The organism is Helicobacter sp. 'house sparrow 1' (genome assembly GCF_900199585.1).
GTDB lineage: Bacteria > Campylobacterota > Campylobacteria > Campylobacterales > Helicobacteraceae > Helicobacter_H.
The window spans coordinates 61976-83050 of record NZ_FZQY01000011.1 but is presented as its reverse complement, the minus strand read 5'-3'; the positions used below and the strand labels follow the sequence as shown (position 1 = coordinate 83050).

The window sequence follows — 21075 nt, the reverse complement described above, 5'->3', positions numbered from 1 at the left end:
AGGTAAAAATCCCAAAAAGCGCAATCAGTAAAATCACATTATTAAAAATCTTGGCTAGGTCGGTATGATGATCAGAAGTATGGCGATAAAACCATAGTTGCCATTTTTCTATTTTTTCTTTAAATGAAAGTTTATTTTCTTGCGTTTGATGTTGTTTTATCTTTTCTCTTAGTTCTATTTCTCTAGCATAGAGTTCTTGAACTCGCAGTTCAGAAGCATCAATAAGATTATGATATGCCAAACGATTGCTTTTTAGTCTTCTAAATAAATCTCTCCAAAGTGAAGGGTTGTCCTTTATTTGAGGATCTTTCTCCTCTTTCTCCTCTTTCTCCTCTTTCTCCTCTTTCTCCTCTTTCTCCTCTTTCTCCTCTTTCTCCTCTTTCTCCTCTTTCGCCTCTTTCTCCTCTTTCTCCTCTTTCGCCTCTTTCTCCTCTTTCTCCTCTTTCTCCTCTTTCTCCTCTTTCTCCTCTTTCTCCTCATTTACCTCATTTACAATATCATCATATTCATATTGTAAGTATTGATGCTTGATATTAAACTGATTGCTAAATGTGCAATTCAAAAAATCAGGCTTTGTTGCAAAATTGGTTTGATCAAATGAAGTAATCCCTCCAAAAATACTTCCTTGAAAATTTGCTTTTTGATAAAAATGTGTTTTATAAAAACTTGTCAAATCTTTAAATATCACTCCATCAAATTCTGCATCTCTTATAAACTTTGCTTCAGAAAAATTAGATTTTTGAAAGACAACATTTTTAAATTCTACTTTTTCTTTAAAAGTAACATTTTGCCAGGTAGAAGAAGCTTCAAAAATTGTTTTTTTAAAAGACACTTGATTAAAAGTAATATCAAACCATAATGCATCTTTTAAAAATTTTGCCATTACAAAACTTGTCCTCCCACTAAAATTGTTTGAAGCAAATAAAGCATCCCCCTCAAATTGGGTTTCTCTAAAATCATTTTTAATTGCTTTATCTGTAGTAGCCTGTGCTTGAAATTTAGTCTTTATAAATCTTGCTTCGTTTTTAAATCGTGAGATGGAAAAATTCACCCTGCCTATAAATTCTGCACCATCAAAACTAGTACTTCCTTCAAATTGGGTTGCTCTAAAATTATTTTCAATTATTTTATCTGTAGTAGCCTGTGCTTGAAATTTAGTCTTTATAAAACTTGCTTCGTTTTTAAATCGTGAGATGGAAAAATTCACCCTGCCTTTAAATTCTGCACGACTAAAATCAGCTTTTCCTTCAAATTGGGTTTCTTTAAAATTATTTTCAATTGCCTCATCTGTAGTAGCCTGTGCTTGAAATTTAGTCTCTATAAATCTTGCTTTATTTTTAAATTGTGAGGCACAAAAATTCACCCTGCCTTTAAATTCTGCACGACTAAAATCAACTCTTCCTTCAAAATCACAAGCCCTACATTCAAAATCTCTTTCAAAAATACAGCTTCTTGCATTAAAAAAATCTTTAAAAGAGCAATCTTGAAAAAGTATCTTTGCTCTGATTGATAATCCTTTATCAGACTTTCTTTGTGGAAAAACAAGTACTTTTTCAAAACTACAACGCCAAAATTCAATTTCTATATCTTTGAGCCACAACTTTGCATCAATCTCTTTAATCGCAATATCAAATATTTTAAATTTATTAGATTCTACTTTAATATGCCCTTTATTAATTCCTAAAAGATTTGCAAGCTCTTGTTTTGTCATATCACTTCTTTCCTTTTAATGATTTTTACTTCCTCATTGAGGTTGTAGATTAAAAAATTGATTTTAGCTCTTAAATCAATCATTGCTTTTTTCTCTCATTATCTTACCTTTAGTTTGGAACTATAGAATTCTTACGGGCAGTTTTTTGGAGAGAAAAAAAGAGTAAAAACATAAACAAACTATAAACTACAAAGAGAAAATTTTCTATAATGCCTTGAGATTGGATTTTTTCACTCAAAAAACCTCCTATCCCCAAAATATACCTTGGTTGAATAGCAATCATCAGACACACAACACTAAGAGAAGCTATAAAGCGAGAAAATGAAAAAAACAAACTAAGAAAAAATAGATTATAAAACCATGCACAAATATGATTAAGATCAGTGTAGAACCACATTGCTACTTGAGAAAAAATATCTGAGAAAATTCTAAGCTGATAAACCCCTGTAAATCTCCCAAAGTCTAGCCCATATCTTGACATCCCCAAAAAGACACCAAAACAAGCAATTGTCGCTAAAATCCATCCAAAGATTTTTAATAAATCGGTATGATGATCAGAAGTATGGCGATAAAACCATAGTTGCCATTTTTCTATTTTTTCTTTAAATGAGGCTTTGTTTTGTTTTTCATTTAGTTCTATTTCTCTAGCATAGAGTTCTTGAACTCGTAGTTCAGAAGCATCAATAAGATTATGATATGCCAAACGATTGCTTTTTAGTCTTCTAAATAAATCTCTCCAAAGTGAAGGGTTGTCCTTTATTTGAGGATTTTTTACCTTATTTACCTTATTTACCTTATTTACCTTATTTACCTTATTTACCTTATTTACCTTATTTACCTTATTTACCTTATTTACCTTATTTACAATATCATCATATTCATATTGTAAGTATTGATGCTTGATATTAAACTGATTGCTAAATGTGCAATTCAAAAAATCAGGCTTTGTTGCAAAATTGGTTTGATCAAATGAAGTAATCCCTCCAAAAATACTTCCTTGAAAATTTGCTTTTTGATAAAAATGTGTTTTATAAAAACTTGTCAAATCTTTAAATATCACTCCATCAAATTCTGCATCTCTTATAAACTTTGCTTCAGAAAAATTAGATTTTTGAAAGACAACATTTTTAAATTCTACTTTTTCTTTAAAAGTAACATTTTGCCAGGTAGAAGAAGCTTCAAAAATTGTTTTTTTAAAAGACACTTGATTAAAAGTAATATCAAACCATAATGCATCTTTTAAAAATTTTGCCATTACAAAACTTGTCCTCCCACTAAAATTGTTCAAAGCAAATAAAGCATCCCCCTCAAATTGGGTCTCTCCAAAATCATTTTCAATTGCCTCATCTGTAGTAGCCTGTGCTTGAAATTTAGTCTTTATAAATCTTGCTTCATTTTTAAATCGTGAGATGGAAAAATTCACCCTGCCTATAAATTCTGCACCACTAAAACTAGCTTTTCCTTCAAAATCACAATTTATACATTCAAAATCTTTTTCAAAAACACTATTTCTTGCATTTAAAAAACCTTTGAAAGAGCAATCTTGAAAAAGTATCTTTGCTCTGATTGATAATCCTTTATCAGACTTTCTTTGTGGAAAAACAAGTACTTTTTCAAAACTACAACGCCAAAATTCAATTTCTATATCTCTGAGCCACAACTTTGCATCAATCTTTTTAATCGCAATATCAGATATTTTAAATTTATTAGATTCTGCTTCAATATTCTCTTCATCAATTCCTAAAAGATTTGCAAGCTCTTGTTTTGTCATATCACTTCTTTCCTTTTAATGATTTTTACTTCCTCATTGAGGTTGTAGATTAAAAAATTGATTTTAGCTCTTAGGCTAGGATTTTTGGATTTTGCTCTATAAAATAAGAAACGATAAGAAAATTTATACTTTGGGAAGTCTTTAAGTATCCTAGCTTTTTCTTCTATAGCCTCTTTATAAGGCATCATAAAATAGGCTTGAATAGAAGCTTTGAGATTTTGAGAAAAACTTTTGCTCTGTTTTAGTTTTAAACCCAAAAAGATGTAGAACCTACAAGAATTACTAAGAATATGTTTAAGTAAATTGTTTTTGTATTGATACCTCTCTTGTAAAAAATACAAAATAGAATTACTCAATGCCTGACTAACAAGGGTCTTTAATGGTGGAAATTTAGATTTATTGCTAAAAACTTTAGTCTCAATAAACATTTGAGTCTTACTATCTGCATAAATGGCGCTATTTTCCTTTGTATTGTAGTCATAATCATAGATTTTAGTTAAAAACTTGCTTGTTTTCATTTCTTGAAACTCTTTATTATCTTGGAGTATCCTTTGTAAAAAAATATAATTTCTGCCTGAAAAATCCCAATCATCTCTTTATTAGAGTTGGTAGGAGAATAAAATTTAAGAAAATATTTAATAAAAATATACTTAAGACTAATCACAAAATGCCTTGAAATTTTGAGTAAAAAATGAGTAAATTATAAATCAAAGAGACTATGAATTCAAGAAAACTTTTATCTTATTGTCTAAAAATGTGTATTTTATCCCCCATACAAAGAGAGTAAATTCAAAAAATAATCAATCTATCATCCTTAATTTTATTGCATAAAACTAGAAATTTTCTGCAACTTAAATAAAAAAATCTACATATCTTCTCCTTTAAAAATATTTCTTTATCAAACTTGCTTTTATTAAATGTGATTGTGATATCTAGGCCACAAAATTTTTTAAATAACCTTAAATCCACTCCTTAAACAACTAAGAAATCCAAATGCTCAAAATACAACAGCCATTGAAATAGGGTTTAGTATAAATAACAGAGTTTGGATTGTGTAAAAATTGGATAAGATCAATATCTTTTAACACAAAGTTATCCTAATCTAGATTATAATGCCTAATAATCACATTAAATGGGGGCTAAAAATTTGAAAAATTCACTTACTTATATTAGGACAAAATATAGAGCTTTATTTACAATACTTGCACTCATAGGTTTAATACTTATGAATTGCACTGATGCAAAAGGGTCTGATCCTATGATGCAAAAACTAGCTGATAGTCCTCACGATAGGACGCTAACTGTAGATGTGGGTGGGAAATATTATTGTTATACCCCTACATTTGATAGCAGCGAAGGTTACCTGTTACTTGATATTTCTACCTGTGGCACTAGAGCAGCTAGTATTTCACGCTATGATGTTTTCCAAAGGGTGGCTTTTAAAGTCAATTCTACGTGGCTTTGTCTTACAGCCCCTGATAGTGTTACAGGCTATGAAGGCAAGAAAACATCTAGTTGGGGTTATATTGTTTTAAGACCCTGTGTGATTAATGACCCTAATCAAAGATGGATCATTAAAGACAATGCTTTTTATACCTATGATGGTAAGTATAGAGTGCAAGATAAGAAGGCATATGCTGTCATTTCAGATAATAATATCTATGCTAACCATACATTAAATTTTAGAATGGATCAGTGGAAAAAAACCATAGCCAAACCCGTAACCATAGCTATTAAGACCCACTTATGGTGGTCTTTAGATACCCAAGCCTATTATATGGGGGAATATACTAGTTCAGCAAGCCACTTTCCCTGGCTTTATTACAATACCCAAGATGGAAGAATATTTTCCTATCTTCCTAGTAATGGCAGACAAAAGTGTTTGGCAACTTCACAACTTAAGTCTCAACAATGGAACTGGTCTTCTTGGGTACTTTGTGATGACTTTAGTGATTTAGATTATACACATTGGGACTTATTTGCCTTTGCTAATGGCACTGGTGCAATTAGAGACAAAAATGGGAACTTATTGCGCGTTACTCGATATGGTCCAAACTGGGGTCTTGCTTATACTGTTTCACCTAATTACTTAGAATCTGATACTGCTAGATCTCCTACATCTGAATTTAGTATGTCTGGAGATGTAGATAAATGGTTAAGATATGCGTATGGAAATATGGGGGATAATCTTACTTATTGTCCAGCTCCTGGTGTCGCAAAAGCAGAAGAGCATTCAAGAATCAAAAGACAATTACCTCCTGATTTTCAACTTACAGATGAATGGATTAATAGGCTTTATACCATAGCTACAACAGCAATCACTAGAACAGCCCCTAGTGTTGGCCTTTGTGGAACCTGTCTCTTGCATACTCACGAAATGCTAGCAGAGCTAATGAGATATGGCTATGGGAATCCTCCGGCCTTGGGACATTTTTTCAACATAGTGCAACATACAAATCCATTTATAACCTTTACTCAAAGATTCCCTGATTTGGCCGCAAGACTAGAGGATACTAGAAACTTTTTGGATTATCCTTTGACACCTGGTGAAGATAGGTGGGTAAGAAGAAGAAGGCTTATATACGCAATAAATCAAGCATTCTCTCCTCAAAGCAATTGGTCTGTAACTCAAATAGCTAGAAGTGAGGGAAGCATAAGAAGTCTATATGATACAATTGCAAATTCTCCTGTGGGCTCTTTATGGACCATCAGCATGGTTTATATAAGAACGGGACAAACCAATGTTATAGGCCACTCTCAACCTATAATTAGAACTCAACAAGGATTGGTCCTAGTCCCCACAAATGTTCCTACATATACTTTGGAATATTTTAGAACCCAACTAAGCCCTGTTACTAGCTCTAATCAATTCCTTAGAAGATTGGCTGATGATAGAACTATTCTGGCAGCATTTGCCTTTAGGGTAAGCGATTCACAACAAGGTTCTTATGACCGATTTATCTCTGTAAATAATTGCACAGGTGAGGGAGAAGGAAATAGAGGTAGTGCCACATTCCCTAGAATTAATGCAATCAACCAATGTCTTTCTGGACGCTGTGCTATACAATAATCCAAATAAATATTTATTTATCCCTCTTTTTGATTAAAACAAAAAAAAAGGGGGGGGGGGCGATATGGTTTTATGTCTTTAGAAATAGGGAAAAGATATCATAGAATAAAGATACTAATAAAAATTTTTATTAGAACTTATAATCTTTTTACATAAAAATACCTTTGGAAGAAATTTCATAGAAGCTTGGGATAATTAGTTGAAGATTTTTTATAAAAGAGTTTGAGGAGTTTATCATTAACACCACAAGAATCCAAAGATGTAAAAAACATAAATTAACATAAGCTCTCTAAAAATCTAATTTTTGTTTTTTCAAAAAACTATCCTTGATTTTTTAAATCAGGGATAAAGAATCTAACTTCTTACAAAGATTACCCCTATTAGCATACAATCTACCTGTGCAAAATTCCAACCATAACCCCCCCCCCTTGATATAAAGAGGATAAACCCTCTTTATATCAAAACCTATAGGCATAGCTTAAATTAAAGGTATAAAAATAATTGGGATTTGTAATAAAAAATAATTTTACCCCCTTAACACTTGGCATAAGATCATAAACATTTACATTTTTTGTTTCTCCAAATGCTGTGTCAAAACTAAAGTTAAACTCAAGTTGATGCCTGCCATAATAGTAGTGAATCCCTACCTTGGGAGAAATAAGTGAATAATAAATATTTTTATCTGTAATACCATTTAGCACACTACTGCTTAATCCAATATCAGGCAAAGGTGTTATGTTTGTATTAATTCCATACACAAAACTATAACCCAACCCCACATTTAACCCCAATGTATGCTCATTTCTTTCCCAAAAATCATATAAAAAATTTGCTTCTACTCCAAAAGATAGGGGCATATAGCTTGTGGCAAAATCATAACTAGGATTTTTTCCCTCAACCTTACCATCATCAACAATTGTTTTTGTATTATCAAACTTATGGTGCAAATAGCCTACTCCCAGACTCCCCTTTACATTAAAACCTAGCTTTTCATCTTTTCCAAAATACTTCTGATAACCTCCAAAAACCTTTGTATTAAAAATAAAAGGGGTAATATCATAATGAGTATATCCTGGGGTTAGAAAGGGTATATTTTCTTGTCTTACCTTACCATTTCCATTGCCACCACCAAGACCCAACTCTATACCAGCTAAAATACCTGTCTTGGTTTTTTTGTCTTTCATTTCATATTTGTGAGATTTCTCCATATCCATCTCTTTTGCATTGTGAATATCTTTTACTCTAGGATCCATATCCTGAGCCATTATGCAAGAATTAACCAATAGATTCCATAACACTACTCTTTTTATTTTCACTTTTACTCCTAAATATTTAATTTTAATCCCTTTTCATCAAAAACCCAATAAAACTTGGTTTTCCAAATGTAAGTTTTATACAAAATCTTCCCTGTTAATCTATAACAATAACTCTGTGATAGAAACAGTGCAATATAGCATTTTATTGAGTAAGTTTTAGTTAATTTTTTAAAAAACTTATCTTTGAAACCTTTAAATAATACTTATGAGCAAAAAATAGAAATAATATTTTTGCTCACTACTAAGAGGTTTTATACGATGTCTTATAACAATACTCTCTTATTTTTGCCAACTTTGTTTTGAACTATTGTTTTTTAGAAAAATTAACAAAAAAGTCAAGATGGTCGATACAGAGTTATTGTTCCATCTCTAAAAAGTAAGTTTTGGTATAATGGGAGCAAAAATCTCTAATTTTTAGGTAATTATTATGGATTTATCAAGTCTTTTGGGTATGTTACTTGCTGTTGGATCGATTTCCTTGGGGGATATTTTAGAGGGGGGCAATCCACTGCACCTTATCCACATTAGTTCTGTTATTATCATTATTCCAACTTCTCTTTTTTCTGCTATGACAGGAACTCATATGAGCTTTGTAAAAGCAGGTTTTAAAGAATTAAAAGTCGTTTTCTTGGGCTCAAAGGTTCATCTAAATGAAACAATTCACCAAATCATAGAATTTGCTAATTTAGCAAGAAGAGATGGGGTCTTATCTCTTGAAGCTAAAGTTGCGCAAATTGAGGATGATTTTATGCGAGAGGCACTCTCTATGATAGTTGATGGCAAAGATGGTAAAAGTGTTAAGGAAGATATGGAAATACAAATTGAACAATTAGAAGAATACTATCATGGTGCCGCCCACTATTGGATTGTAGCCGGGGAATCTGCCCCAACTTTTGGATTAGTAGGTGCAGTTATGGGATTAATGCTTGCTCTGCAAAAATTGGATAATCCTGCTGAAATGGCTGCAGGTATTGCGGGTGCATTTACTGCTACTGTTACAGGTATTATGTGCTCATATGCAATATTTGGCCCTTGGGGCAATAAGCTTAAAGCAAACTCTCAAGATATTATCAAAGAAAAAACTGTCATCTTAGAAGGTGTTGTGGGAATTGCAAATGGGGATAATCCCAGAAATTTAGAGGCAAGACTTCTTGGCTACATTACTCCAGGTAGTCCTAAAATCTCTCAATTTGAGTAAGGATATTTAAATGGCAAAGAAGAAAAAACAAGAATGTCCAGCTGGTGAAAAATGGGCTGTTCCATATGCTGATTTTCTTTCCTTACTACTTGCTTTATTTATTGCTCTTTATGCTATTTCTGCTCAAAATAAAGCAAAGGTAGAAGCACTTAAACTTGAATTTATTAAAATCTTTGATTCCCCACCAAAACCAGATACTCTACAACCCATCACAAATATCCCTCCAAACCCTGGTGATATTGAAGAAATAACAGAAGGCGAGAAATCTTTTCAAGCTCAAGTATCTAGCGCACTAAAGTCTGTTGAGAGTTTGGTTCAAATTGAGCAATTAGTCCAAGAAGGTGGTGTTTTAGAGCAAGTTGAGCAGGGTGTTACCTTACAACTTCCATCAGAGCTAGTCTTTGAGAGAGAAAGTGCAAAAATCACTAGCAACGAGATGCGAGAATACATAAGAGATATTGCCAACATTATCAAAAAGTTCCCTCCCCAAGTTAAAATCAATGTAAGGGGTTATACAGATGATAGTCCCCTATCTCCAAATTCACCCTTTAAAACACATTTCTCTTTGGCTGCTGCAAGGGCTTCTACCATTATGGATTTATTGATACAAAATGGTATTAATCCTAGAATCCTATCTTTTTCTTCATATGGAAAAAATAATCCTATAGTCCCAAACAACACTATCAAAAATAGGATTAGAAACAATCGTGTAGAGATCTTTTTATCCGCAGATCCTAGCAGTGTTAAAAATATAGAATCTCTTCTAGACAAGGTTAAGAAATAATGTCATTGGTCGCTTTTGAGGATTTTTATAATCTTACAGGAATTTCTGAAGAGGAATTGGATCTTAATATTCTAAAAATCAGGAATGAAAAAAAATATATAGAACCCACAGATGCAATCAATCTATTTTTAAAAAAAATTGAAAATCAACTACTGGCTATTGATATGAATGGTGGAATCTTGGAACCTATTTTTTTAGAAAGAAGCATCCAAGCAATCACTTTTTTTTATGAAGCTCTATTAAAGAATAAAATTGAGGGGTCATCAGATACGCTAGGAGAAAACCAACTACTAAAAAACACCCTCGTATCTCTCCAAGAAGAGTGTCAAAGCTATCAAAACAAAATTCAAGAACTTCAAAAAGAACTTTTTCAAAAAAATGAAGAAATAGAATTTTTAAACCGTAAATACAAATTAATGTGGGGAAAAGTTAGTAATATTGGAGGTTTAAAAGACTAAATGATAGCTTCTTGGCAGTGTCGCGACTGTCTCTTAAATCAGGTTAAAAATACTTTAAGTCTAGCTCCACAGGTTGATGAGAAACTGGCATTGCAAAAAACAGAGGAAATCTTTGAACAATACTCCAATAATCCTCCTCCAAAAATCGCCATTTTTATTTATAAAATGATTGCAGAAATAACAGGGAATAAAGATATTTATCAAGAAATAAAAAAAGAATCTATGCAAAAGGCTTCTGAAATTATCAAATCTCTTACAAAAGACCTTTGTAATTCTTCAAAAATATCCTTAGAAAAAGCCGTACAGATAGCAGCTTTGGGAAATGTTATTGACTATGGGTCGCAATCAGCTTTTTCATTTCAAAATTTTGATTTTAGTATTGATTTTGCAATCTATGATTTTGACCCTTTTGTCTCAAAATTATCCAAAAGCAAAAGCCTTGTCTATCTTGCAGATAATGCAGGAGAAAATCTATTTGATACCATTTTAATCCAAACATTAACTACCCTCTATCCTAAACTAAAAATTTTTTACCTTGTGAGAGACAAACCCATTATCAATGATCTAACGCTCAAAGATATCTCTACCAATGAGTTGTGCAAAGATCTCAAGAATTATTGCGAGATTCTAAGCAGTGGTATTAAAAGTCCAGGTTTTATTTATACTGATGCACCAAAGGAAATAAAAGGCTTGATAGATAGCGCTGATTTAATCATTTCAAAAGGTATGGGCAACTTCGAATGCCTTGAAGAATACAAGGATGAAAGATTATTTTTATTATTTAAGATTAAATGCAAAGTCGTATCTAATTTTCTAAAAATTCCCATTGGAAAAATGATTTTCAAGCAAAATATATACTAGAGATTTTTTGATACAATTATGCTTTTTTAGAACTTGAGGCTTATGATAATGAAAAAGTTTTGTCTAATTTTTTTATTGTGGATTAATCTTAGTTATGCAGCAAGAGACAATGCATTTGAGCAACTTGGTGATGTTTTGACCCTGATGCCACTCTTTGTTGGCGTTGTGTCTCTTGGCATAGAAGATTATCGGGGGTTTGGAGAATTAGCCCTAGGAACATTAGCAACCCAAGCTACCATTGAAGTTCTTAAAAGAAGCTTTGCATATGCACATTCAAAAGGCTATGATGTATCCTTTTCAAAAAGACCCTGTTGTGATGATTGGAAAGGTATGCCAAGTGGTCATTCTGGGGGTGGATTTAGTGCAGCTGCTTTTGTATATTACCGCTATGGGTGGAAACCAGCAATCCCTGTCACAATTCTTGCTTTTATCACTGCTGCTTCAAGAGTTCAGGCAAGAAAACACACAATATGGCAGGTAATGACTGGAGGAATGATTGCTTGGACCTTTGGCTGGCTATTCTCAAGCAAATATATCAAACCCAATAAAAGAATTACTTTTATTCCATCAATACAACCTGATAGGTTTGGTAGCGGAATGGAATATAGCGCCTTCTTGCGCTATAGTTTTTGATTATTGGAACAGGTGCTACAAATCCCCATAAAAACCATACTTACATTGTTGATTTGATACCCTGTTGCACTACTACACTCTGCTATTAATTTTTCAAGCTCCAAATGCATATCCTCTATTTTTCCACATTTTTCGCAAGTAATATGAACATGCTTGTCATAAGCTAGCTCATATCTTTGTTTATGGCATGGAATCTTAACCTCTCTCAATAAATTTGCTTCAAACATTGAAGCAATATTCTTATAAATGGTAGCTAGAGAAATTGAAGGATATTCTCTTTTAATATTTTCATAAATCTCTTCAATGCTAATATGCCCATTCTTGTGTATTTCTTTTAAAATAGCTATTCTCTGAGGAGTAACTTTTAGTTTTTTTTCTTTTAATTGTGTTTCAAACATTATTGATTTTTTCCTAATTTTCTAAATTTATTAAGCAACCAAACCCCTATTTAGGGGTTTCTATGCCGATGAATTCTAGCAGAAATGTTTAAATCAAAAGTTAAGTTTTATGTTAGAATTCTTGGTTGAAAATACTGATAGATTCTAATTATCTGTCGCTATCTTACAGAGTATTGAGGAGCAAATTTTGTTTGAAACATTAGGAGAAACTTTTAGAAGTATTGCGGGAAAGATACGCTTTAGTGATGATGAAAGAGCTCTAAAAAAAGCACTTGAGGAACTAAAAAAATCCTTATTAAAAAATGATGTCCATCATAAGGTTACAAAAGAAATCATTCAACAAGTAGAAAATAAAACAAAGGCTCTAGGTATTGGGAAGCAGAACTTTTTAAGTTCTTTAGAACAATCCATTCTCTCTGTTTTGCAATCTAGCAAGTCTTATGGCTTTGTTTTTTCTAATAAACCTCCAACAACCATACTAATGACAGGACTTCAAGGTAGTGGAAAAACAACAACAAGTGCAAAACTTGCAAACTATCTTAAAACAAAAAATAAAAAAGTTTTACTTGCAGCATGTGACCTACAAAGACTAGCTGCTGTAAAACAACTTGAACAACTAGGAACCCAAATTGAAGTTGATGTTTTTTCTCTAGAAAGTAGCAGTCCTATTGATGTTGCAAAACAAGCAAAACAAAGGGCAATTGAAGGTGCTTATGATGTTTTAATTCTTGACACAGCAGGAAGATTGGCAATTGATGAAGCCTTAATGGAAGAATTAAAGTCAATTAAACAACAAGTAAATCCTGATGAAATTTTTTATGTGGCAGATTCTTTGAGTGGTCAAGATGGAATTAGAAGTGCGGATACTTTTAATAAAGAGCTTGATATTAATGGTGTAATCTTAAGCAAGTTTGATAGTGATTCAAAAGGTGGAATTGCCTTATCAATCGCATACCAAATTGGATTGCCCTTAAGATTTATTGGTGTGGGTGAAAAAATACCTGACCTTGAAATCTTCATCCCAGATCGTATAGTATCAAGGTTGATGGGTGCGGGAGATATTGCTTCATTAGCAGAAAAAACAGCAGGGGTTTTAAGCCAAAAAGATGCAAAAAACCTTACAAAGAAAATCAAAAAAGGACAATTTGGATTCACAGATTTTATTGCCCAAATTGAAAATATCAAAAAACTTGGTTCTGTCAGCTCGATTGTATCAATGATCCCAGGGCTTGGCAATATGGCTAGTGCTTTAAAAAATGTAGATTTAGACAACTCTACTGAAATTAAAAATATAAAAGCAATGGTGAATTCTATGACACCAAAAGAAAGAGATAATCCTGATTTATTAAATGGCAGTAGGAGAAAAAGGATTGCTCAAGGCTGTGGTCTTGAAGTTAGCGATATCAATAGAATAATTAAGCAATTTGATAATGCTGCTAAAATGGCTAAAAGATTTTCAAACAAATCAGGTATGCAAGATTTATTGAGTATGATGGGGCAAATGAAGCATTTAAAAAAGTAATGCTTCAAACCAGTGTATTTTTGTGTATAATAGCGATTTTTATTTTAGAACTTAGGAGTATATATGGCAACAGTGGTTAGATTAACAAGAATGGGAAGAAAGAAGAAGCCTTTTTATCGTATCGTAGTTACAGATTCTAGAAAGAGAAGAGATGGAGGCTGGATTGAATCTATTGGTTTTTATAATCCACTTGCACAACCTGCTCTAGTTAAGGTAGATCAAGATCGTTTAAACTACTGGAAAAGTGTTGGTGCTAAAATGAGCGATCGTGTCGCAAAGCTTACAAATAGCTAATTTATGGTTGAAGATTTTCTAACAGCTTATGTAAAAAAAATTGTAAAAAAACCCGAATGCGTTTCTGTGTCTAAAACTCAAAGTTTAGAGGGGTATGACTTTGTCATCTATGCTGATAGCAATGATATTGGAAAAATTGTAGGAAAAGATGGCAAGATGATTGCTTCAATAAAGGCTTTTATATCTGGTTGCAAAGCAAAAGACGGCTTGAATTATAGGGTTATGGCTAAAGCAATTTAATGGAACAAAATCTTATACAAGTTGCCACACTAGGGAGAAGTGTCGGTGTTCTTGGTGCAATGAAATGTTATCTTCTTACAGATTTTCCTGAGATCTTTCAAAAAGATCTTACCTTTTTTGCAATGCCTAGTCTTTTTACTTTATCAAGCCCAAAAATTACTCTCACGCTAAAATCCTTTAATTTATCAAGATCCCTAATCTCTTTTAAAGAGATTGCCTCTCCTGAAGAGGCAAAAAGAATTGTAAATTTTCTTCTTTATTCAACCACAGAGGACACTAAACAATACTGCAAACTCCAAAAAGATGAATTTTTCTGGTTTGATATCATTGGTTGTGAAATTTATGAGGATGAAGTCACTTTAGGAAAAGTTAAAGATATTCAAAGAATTGCAAATACAAACTATCTGATTATAACAACAGACAAACATCTTTCTAAAAAGTTTGCTAAGGAATTTTTGATTCCATACATTGATCACTTTATTATCACAACAGATTTAAAAACAAAAACTATTTTTACAAAAAATGCCAAGTCTATTTTAGAAGCAAGTTAATGCATTTTAGATTTTTAACACTCTTTCCTAATTTGATCTCACCATATTTTAAAGAATCTATTCTTAAAAGAGCACAGGAAAAAAAACTAATCAATGTAGAAATTATCAATTTACGCAACTATGCAGATAACAAGCACCTCAAGGTAGATGATACCCAAATTGGAGGCGGTGCTGGTCAAGTAATTAATTTTAATGTTTTAGAAGATGCTCTAAAAAATCTTGTCAATAAGAGCCATATTGTCTTTTTAACCCCCTGTGCCAAAGCATTCAATCAGTTTGATGCAAAACGATTGGCAAAAAAAAGTGATATAACCTTTATTTGTGGAAGATATGAGGGTTTTGATGAAAGGGTTATTGAACTCTATGCAAATGAAGTATTTAGCATTGGGGATTTTATTCTTACAGGGGGAGAACTCTCTGCACTCTGTCTTTGTGATAGTATCTCTAGGCAAATACCAGGAGTATTAGGAAATCCGCAGTCTCTCCAAGAAGAAAGTTTTGAATCCAATCTCTTAGAAGCACCTGTTTTTTCAAAAGCAAAAATAAAAGCAAAAAAAAATGAGTTTTTTTCTCCTCCTTTAGAATATTCACAAGGAAATCATAGTATAATAAGCGATTTAAAACACAATCTATCTGTGCTAAAGACAAAGTATTTTAGACCAGATTTGTTTTTATTATGGAAATCTCAAAACAAGGGAAAATGATGAAGAATAGATATATTGAAAGCTTTGAAAAAGCTCAAATTGGTGACAGAAAGGTGCCATCTTTTAAAGCAGGAGATACTATTAGACTTGGTATTCAAATCAAAGAAGGGGAGAAAACTCGTATCCAAAATTTTGAGGGTATTTGTATTTCAATTCGCGGAAATGGTGTAGATAGAACCTTTACCGTAAGAAAAATGGGGGCAAATAATATTGGGGTAGAAAAGACTTTCCCTCTTTATAGTGCAAGTTTAAATAGCATTGAAGTATTAAGAATTGGTAGAGTAAGAAGAGCAAAGCTTTATTACCTAAGAGATAGAAAAGGTAAGGCAGCAAGAATTAAAGAACTAAGAAAGTAATTCCCTAATCAAAATTAAGAGTTGTCAAAATATTTTTAATCCATTCTTTTTGTTTGTAAGCAAGTCTGGGTCCTAAATTATTTTGTGTATGATTGAGAAAGGCTTATACCTCTGTATGCTACACAGGTAGCTACATATCTCTTTTAATCTTACAGCAGTGGCTGTGTATAGGATGCAAAGAACTCCTTGTTGAATCCTATTGTCTTTTTTAGAGATAATTGAGGGATGTTTTTCTCCTGAGTACCTAAATTTATAGCAGGTTAGAAGAATCTTTAATTCTTAATAATACTCCGTTAGTTTCACAACACTAGCCTCAAGTCTTATATATTTTTCAAAAAATTCAATAAATAAAATTGCATTTCTTATAAACTTTGAAGCTATCTATCATTTCATAAAAGGCCTGAAAATATCTTTTCATAAAAGGAATTTTCCTATTATCTTCAAAAGCATCTGATAAGTTTATCCACCATAAGAGGATTCTTTAATATTTTTATAACTCTTATCTTAATCATCTTTATTACATCACTAGCATTTCTCTCCCAAATGCTTCACCTAAACTTCTCTAATTAAAGTATAATTCCATACAAAATAAACATTATTCTATAGGTATTTTTGCTTGCATAATCTATCCCTTGGCATCACTTTAATGTTTTTTGCTTCATTTTTCTTTGCAATTATGAATGCATTAGTAAAGATTCTATCAAGCTCTGTTTCTCCCGTAGAAAACCTTTTTTTTAGATCGCTTATTATGGTATTTTTTATGCTGATTGTCCTAAAAATACAAAACAGACCTCTAGTGAAAAAAAAGGGTGCTTGGGGGAGATTATTTTTTCGTGCTTTCATTGGTGGGCTAAGCATGTTGGCATTGTTTTATAATATCGCAACCATACCTCTTGGAATAGCCACTACTTTTGCACAAAGCACCCCTTTGTATGCGATAGTTTTCTCAGCCTTTTTACTCAAAGAAAAAACACCAATTGGAGTTATTTGTGCAAGTATTTTGGGATTTGTTGGTGTAGTTTTTATTTGCAACCCTTTTGGTGAAAGCTTACCTGCATTTAATATCTTAATGGGTATTTTTAGTGGAGGAGGCGCAGCACTTGCCCTAATTACTTTAAGAAGCCTAAAAGAATATTTTGATAATAATTTTATTATTTTATTTTTTGGTCTAAGTATGAGTATTACTGGTGGGATTATTTTATGCTTACCTACTTTTTTTGTTGATAATACTTGGCACATACCAAATCTAAAAGAATGGAGTATAATCTTTTTAATGGGTCTGGCAGGAACAATTGGACAATATTTTATGACAAAAGCTTATATGAATGCTCCTGCTGGTATCATATCTCCTATTGACTATATTAAAATATTATGGGGTATTTTGATGGGAGTATATCTAGGAGATGCCTTGCCTAGCCTTGAGGCGTGGATTGGAATCTTTTTGATACTTTCTTCTGGTATTTTGATAGCATTGCCAGTATTTATAAGAGATCTAAAGAGGATTGATCGTGTATGAAAAATTGAAAGAACTTAAAAACATTGCAATAAATGGACTAAGCCCCAACCCGCTAAAAGATAGCTTTATGGTTTCTAAATTTTTACAAGATAAGGGTTTTGAGATTATTCCTATTTACCCAAAGGAAGATTTTATATTGGGTCAAAAGGTTTATAGAAGCTATACTCAAGCTCACAAAGAACATCAAATTGATTGTGTAGTAGTTTTTAGAAAAAGTGAAAAGTGCTTAGAAATTGCTGAAGAAATCCTAAAATCCTCTCCTCTTCCTAAAGTTGTCTTTCTGCAACTTGGAATTACAAACCAACAAGCAAGGCAAATTTTAGAAGCCAAGGGAATCTTTTTTATAGAGAATCGTTGCATAAAAACCGAATTAGAAATTTTAGGAATCTAATGAAAATCTTTGAAAGGCTTTTTCTTTATATACGCCTCTGGTTTGTCCTCTCACAAAGAACCTCTAGAAAACTTGACCTTGTTGATTTTTTCTTTGTTCTTATTAGTATTCTCTCGATTGCTCTTTTAGCCTTTATGATAAGTGAGATCTCAATCAGCGATAAAGAAGCAAGAAATCTTTTTTATAACAAACATATTTTTTTTGGTTTTTTAAACTTTTTAAATTCATACTTTGAGCAAAGCGATTATATTGTAAAAGCCCCCTTACTTATTTTACATTTTTTTAATCTTATGCTTCTTTATGGAATCTGCAGACATACTCTCAAGCATAAAAGCCATAGTCTAATTTGCATCCTTATTTATACTGCACTTCCTGGTGTCAATCTTAGTGCTCTACTGCTATTTGAAAGCTCTTGGATTATCTTTTTTACTTTTTTAGTTGGCTACATCTACACAAGATATAAAAAAACACCCTGGTTTTTATTATTTGTCCTATCTTTTTCAATTCCTGATGTAATCATACTTTTCTTGGGTATTGCTGTTTTTATGCTAAAAAACAAAAACTTTAAGGGCTTTGCATTCTCTTTATTATGTCTAGGACTTAATATCTGCATTTCCAATTTTAATATTAGCGGAAGACCACAAGCCTATTTTCTTGAAACACTGGCTCAAATTGCAGTCTTATACTCACCTTTATTATTTATCTACTATGTCTATAGCATCTACTGGGGAATTATTCATAAAAATAACCCCCTTTCATATATTGCAGGCACAGGTATTGTTTTTTGTATTATTCTATCACTGAGACAAAACATAAACTTTTACACCCTTGTTCCCCAAAGTCTTATAGCACTTCCCATAATGGCGCAATGCTTTCTTAATGATCTAAAAATAAGGCTACCTCAATTTAGAAAACAACACTATTTTTCTGCAAGTATTGTGATTTTATTTTTAATTCTACAAACTGGTTTTATATTTGGCAATAAGGTTACTTACTTTTTCTCAAACAAGCCAAACTTTGCATCAAGTTATTATTTTGCTAAAGAAATTGCCACACAACTCAAAAGGCTAGATATTACAGCAATTCGCACTCAATCTATCTCTTTAAGACTACAACTCAGATACTATGGCATAAAAGACAACCAAAATCTTTTACTTATCTCCACCAAAGATAAAAAAAGTGCAGATATTATTGTCTCTTATAACAATACCCCTATCTACCTTTTTAAAATCCAAAAAGCTCCAAATGCAAAAAGCTTTTAGCCTTTTTGAAGCTTTATTGACCTTTAGTATTCTTGGGATATTGGTTTTTTTTGCAAAACCCAATATCACCAATCAAGTACATAAAAGCGCGCATCTTCTTTATCAAAATATTCTTTATGCCAAAAATTTAGCACTCACTCAAAGCACATACTACACAGATTTAAAACAAACCAAATGGATAAGTGATAGCTTTCCTAGTATTAATCCTCAAATTTTAATTTCAAATCAAATATTTTGGCAAATTCAATTCCATCTAAGTGGAAAATACACTCAAAATAGTTTTAGTATTTATTTAGACACACCAAGATTCTCTCAAACAACACATTATGACAATCGTCCAATGGCAGGTGATATTATCGCTACACAAGGGCTAAATTTAAGATGCTTGAGTGGCTATAACAACAATAATATTTCTGATTTTTGCAAAAACAATGCTGAGACCTCAACTAGATTTATGGAATCTTTTGGGGTAGAAATTAAAATAAATGCACAAGATATTTGCAGGGAAAGACAAACTTATAGAATCTATTTTGATTATCTTGGAAAGCCTTATTGCGGAACACAAAAAACCCCAATCACCCAACCTTTTGTTATTGTTTTGCAAAAAGAAGATCTTCAAGAAAAAGTCTGTATCTTACCCAAAACAGGGGCTGTGTTGAAAGGAAAACTATGCAAAAAAATATAATCCTACTCAATGATTTTGATATTGTCAAAAGACCTCGTCCTTATAGGATGATAGAAATGCTGAAGGATTATTTTAACATCTATGCAATTGCAAGAGAATGCTCTTTTATCCCTAAAGTAAAAACCTTTAGCTATCCTGCTGATAAAAATGCAAAACAAAGGAGCAAAGAGGAACAAGAAGCCTTAGAGACTAAACTTAAGGCAAAAAATTTTCTTCCACTAATCTATACCCCAAATCGTAGAACAATTACAAAAATCTTAGATTCCCTACCAAAATCTGACCTTATTATTGTAGAAGATATTACCCTTTTACCTTTTGCTAGTGATTACAAAAACAAAAATCCAAAAACAAAGATTCTTATTGATTTGCGAGAATATTATCCTCTTGAGTATGAAAACAACCCTCAGTGGTTAGAGACTTTTGGAAACTTTTTTTATTTTTTATGCAAAACTTATCTTAAAGAAGTAGATTTTGCTATCACTGTAAGCGAGGGAATTGCCAAAAAATATTTTGAAATTTTTAATCTAAGATGTGAAGTTTTTTATTCCCTACCACCCTATTTTGATCTTAACCCAAGCCCCTTGGAAGAAAAAATAAAAATTGTATATCATGGCTTCTTAAGCCCTGATAGAAATTCTCACTTTTTAGTAGAAATAGCAAAGAATCTTGAAGATAGATTCCATCTTTATATCTTAGGGCTAAGTAATCAAGCTAATTTTTTAGAAAATTTACAAAACAATGCCCCTAATAACATAAGCTTTATTCCACCTGTGGCAATGCAAGAGATTATTCCCTTTACCAATCAGTTTGATTTAGGAATCTTAACCCTAAGCCCCAATAGCTTCAATAATGCCAACGCAATGCCAAATAAGTTTTTTGAATATATCCAAGCAAGACTTGGCATTATCACAACACCTCTGCCATCACTTCTATCTTTTATTTCACAGTATAAAATGGGGGTTTGTTCAACTAATTTTAGTGCTAAAAGCATTGCTTCAAGTCTCAACTCACTTGATAAAAACCAGATCTTAAAACTTAAACTTGCCTCGCATAAGGCCTCAGAAACCCTCAACTACAAGCAAAACCAAAATAAAATTTTAAGAATCATTAACTCTTTAATTAAGCCTTAGTTTCGACCTATGCCCTCACAGCATCTTAAAATCCTATTATTTTCTATTATTTATAGAACTTTTAAAAAATGATTCTATCTTTTAGCTTTATTATTTTTTAGATTTTTTTATACCTCAACCAAACTTTTGTTTATTTTTCTGCTTTTATCAAATTAAATTTTATATAGTCCTTCTCTATTTTTATAATGCCCTATCTTAACCCTACTCTAAAGCTTATCTTACAA

At 32.1% G+C, this 21075-nt stretch carries 22 protein-coding genes; 17 read left to right on the top strand and 5 right to left on the bottom strand.

Annotated features, from left to right (window positions below; genetic code table 11):
- The 3 genes from C6H31_RS07035 to C6H31_RS06475 all read right to left on the bottom strand — a co-directional run.
- A partial coding sequence (locus tag C6H31_RS07035) for a pentapeptide repeat-containing protein (protein WP_104698002.1) occupies window positions 1-1711 on the bottom strand: 1711 nt, incomplete at its 3' end.
- A 109-nt stretch (window positions 1712-1820) separates the two neighbouring features.
- Complete coding sequence (locus C6H31_RS06480; RefSeq protein ID WP_104698001.1) at window positions 1821-3482, bottom strand: pentapeptide repeat-containing protein; 1662 nt, start codon at window positions 3480-3482, stop codon at window positions 1821-1823.
- Entirely contained in the window at window positions 3479-4030 is a 552-nt protein-coding gene (locus C6H31_RS06475) for a DUF7149 domain-containing protein (RefSeq protein ID WP_442778078.1), read from the bottom strand. Before C6H31_RS06475 ends, C6H31_RS06480 begins: the two co-directional genes overlap by 4 nt.
- 599 nt (window positions 4031-4629) lie before the next feature.
- Here C6H31_RS06475 and C6H31_RS06470 point away from each other — a divergent pair.
- Entirely contained in the window at window positions 4630-6552 is a 1923-nt protein-coding gene (locus tag C6H31_RS06470; RefSeq protein WP_158654750.1) for a DUF1561 family protein, read from the top strand.
- Between the two features lie 458 nt (window positions 6553-7010).
- On the opposite strand, the gene C6H31_RS06465 is transcribed toward C6H31_RS06470, so the two are convergent.
- A complete protein-coding gene (locus C6H31_RS06465) occupies window positions 7011-7868 on the bottom strand; it encodes a hypothetical protein (RefSeq protein ID WP_104697998.1) in 858 nt (285 codons plus the stop codon).
- Between the two features lie 427 nt (window positions 7869-8295).
- On the opposite strand from C6H31_RS06465, the gene motA reads away from it, so the two are divergent.
- From motA to C6H31_RS06440, 5 genes are read left to right on the top strand one after another with little or no spacing between them, the layout of a single operon-like run.
- A complete protein-coding gene (motA, locus tag C6H31_RS06460; RefSeq protein ID WP_104697997.1) occupies window positions 8296-9066 on the top strand; it encodes a flagellar motor stator protein MotA in 771 nt (256 codons plus the stop codon).
- Between the two features lie 10 nt (window positions 9067-9076).
- Complete coding sequence (motB, locus tag C6H31_RS06455) at window positions 9077-9850, top strand: flagellar motor protein MotB (RefSeq protein WP_104697996.1); 774 nt, start codon at window positions 9077-9079, stop codon at window positions 9848-9850.
- On the top strand, window positions 9850-10308 hold the full coding sequence (locus tag C6H31_RS06450) for a DUF3972 domain-containing protein (RefSeq protein WP_104697995.1): 459 nt from the start codon (window positions 9850-9852) through the stop codon (window positions 10306-10308). Before motB ends, C6H31_RS06450 begins: the two co-directional genes overlap by 1 nt.
- On the top strand, window positions 10309-11169 hold the full coding sequence (locus tag C6H31_RS06445; protein WP_104697994.1) for a damage-control phosphatase ARMT1 family protein: 861 nt from the start codon (window positions 10309-10311) through the stop codon (window positions 11167-11169).
- Window positions 11170-11217: 48 nt separating this feature from the next.
- Window positions 11218-11802 (top strand): phosphatase PAP2 family protein, encoded by a 585-nt coding sequence (locus C6H31_RS06440; RefSeq protein WP_104697993.1) that lies wholly within the window; start codon window positions 11218-11220, stop codon window positions 11800-11802.
- Here C6H31_RS06440 and C6H31_RS06435 read toward each other — a convergent pair.
- Window positions 11790-12200 (bottom strand): Fur family transcriptional regulator, encoded by a 411-nt coding sequence (locus C6H31_RS06435; protein WP_104697992.1) that lies wholly within the window; start codon window positions 12198-12200, stop codon window positions 11790-11792. The genes C6H31_RS06440 and C6H31_RS06435 overlap by 13 nt on opposite strands.
- A gap of 187 nt (window positions 12201-12387) precedes the next feature.
- Between C6H31_RS06435 and ffh the strand changes: the two genes are divergently transcribed.
- The 11 genes from ffh to C6H31_RS06380 all read left to right on the top strand — a co-directional run bounded on the left by ffh (window position 12388) and on the right by C6H31_RS06380 (window position 20851).
- Window positions 12388-13722, top strand: a complete 1335-nt coding sequence (ffh, locus tag C6H31_RS06430; RefSeq protein ID WP_104697991.1) for a signal recognition particle protein — start codon at window positions 12388-12390, stop codon at window positions 13720-13722.
- Between the two features lie 63 nt (window positions 13723-13785).
- Window positions 13786-14016 (top strand): 30S ribosomal protein S16, encoded by a 231-nt coding sequence (rpsP, locus tag C6H31_RS06425; protein ID WP_104697990.1) that lies wholly within the window; start codon window positions 13786-13788, stop codon window positions 14014-14016.
- Window positions 14017-14019: 3 nt separating this feature from the next.
- Window positions 14020-14256: a KH domain-containing protein gene (locus tag C6H31_RS06420; protein WP_104697989.1), complete on the top strand. Its 237-nt coding sequence runs from the start codon at window positions 14020-14022 to the stop codon at window positions 14254-14256.
- Window positions 14256-14807, top strand: coding sequence for a ribosome maturation factor RimM (rimM, locus tag C6H31_RS06415; protein WP_104697988.1), 552 nt, complete (start codon window positions 14256-14258; stop codon window positions 14805-14807). The genes C6H31_RS06420 and rimM overlap by 1 nt, the downstream gene beginning before the upstream one ends.
- On the top strand, window positions 14807-15511 hold the full coding sequence (trmD, locus tag C6H31_RS06410) for a tRNA (guanosine(37)-N1)-methyltransferase TrmD (protein ID WP_104697987.1): 705 nt from the start codon (window positions 14807-14809) through the stop codon (window positions 15509-15511). Before rimM ends, trmD begins: the two co-directional genes overlap by 1 nt.
- On the top strand, window positions 15511-15867 hold the full coding sequence (rplS, locus tag C6H31_RS06405; protein ID WP_104697986.1) for a 50S ribosomal protein L19: 357 nt from the start codon (window positions 15511-15513) through the stop codon (window positions 15865-15867). The genes trmD and rplS overlap by 1 nt, the downstream gene beginning before the upstream one ends.
- A gap of 616 nt (window positions 15868-16483) precedes the next feature.
- On the top strand, window positions 16484-17383 hold the full coding sequence (locus tag C6H31_RS06400) for a DMT family transporter (protein ID WP_104697985.1): 900 nt from the start codon (window positions 16484-16486) through the stop codon (window positions 17381-17383).
- A complete protein-coding gene (locus C6H31_RS06395) occupies window positions 17376-17774 on the top strand; it encodes a CoA-binding protein (protein WP_104697984.1) in 399 nt (132 codons plus the stop codon). The genes C6H31_RS06400 and C6H31_RS06395 overlap by 8 nt, the downstream gene beginning before the upstream one ends.
- Window positions 17774-19036, top strand: a complete 1263-nt coding sequence (locus C6H31_RS06390) for a hypothetical protein (RefSeq protein WP_104697983.1) — start codon at window positions 17774-17776, stop codon at window positions 19034-19036. The genes C6H31_RS06395 and C6H31_RS06390 overlap by 1 nt, the downstream gene beginning before the upstream one ends.
- A complete protein-coding gene (locus tag C6H31_RS06385) occupies window positions 19020-19721 on the top strand; it encodes a pilus assembly FimT family protein (RefSeq protein ID WP_104697982.1) in 702 nt (233 codons plus the stop codon). The genes C6H31_RS06390 and C6H31_RS06385 overlap by 17 nt, the downstream gene beginning before the upstream one ends.
- Window positions 19706-20851, top strand: coding sequence for a glycosyltransferase (locus C6H31_RS06380; RefSeq protein WP_104697981.1), 1146 nt, complete (start codon window positions 19706-19708; stop codon window positions 20849-20851). Before C6H31_RS06385 ends, C6H31_RS06380 begins: the two co-directional genes overlap by 16 nt.
- Window positions 20852-21075 lie beyond the last annotated feature (224 nt).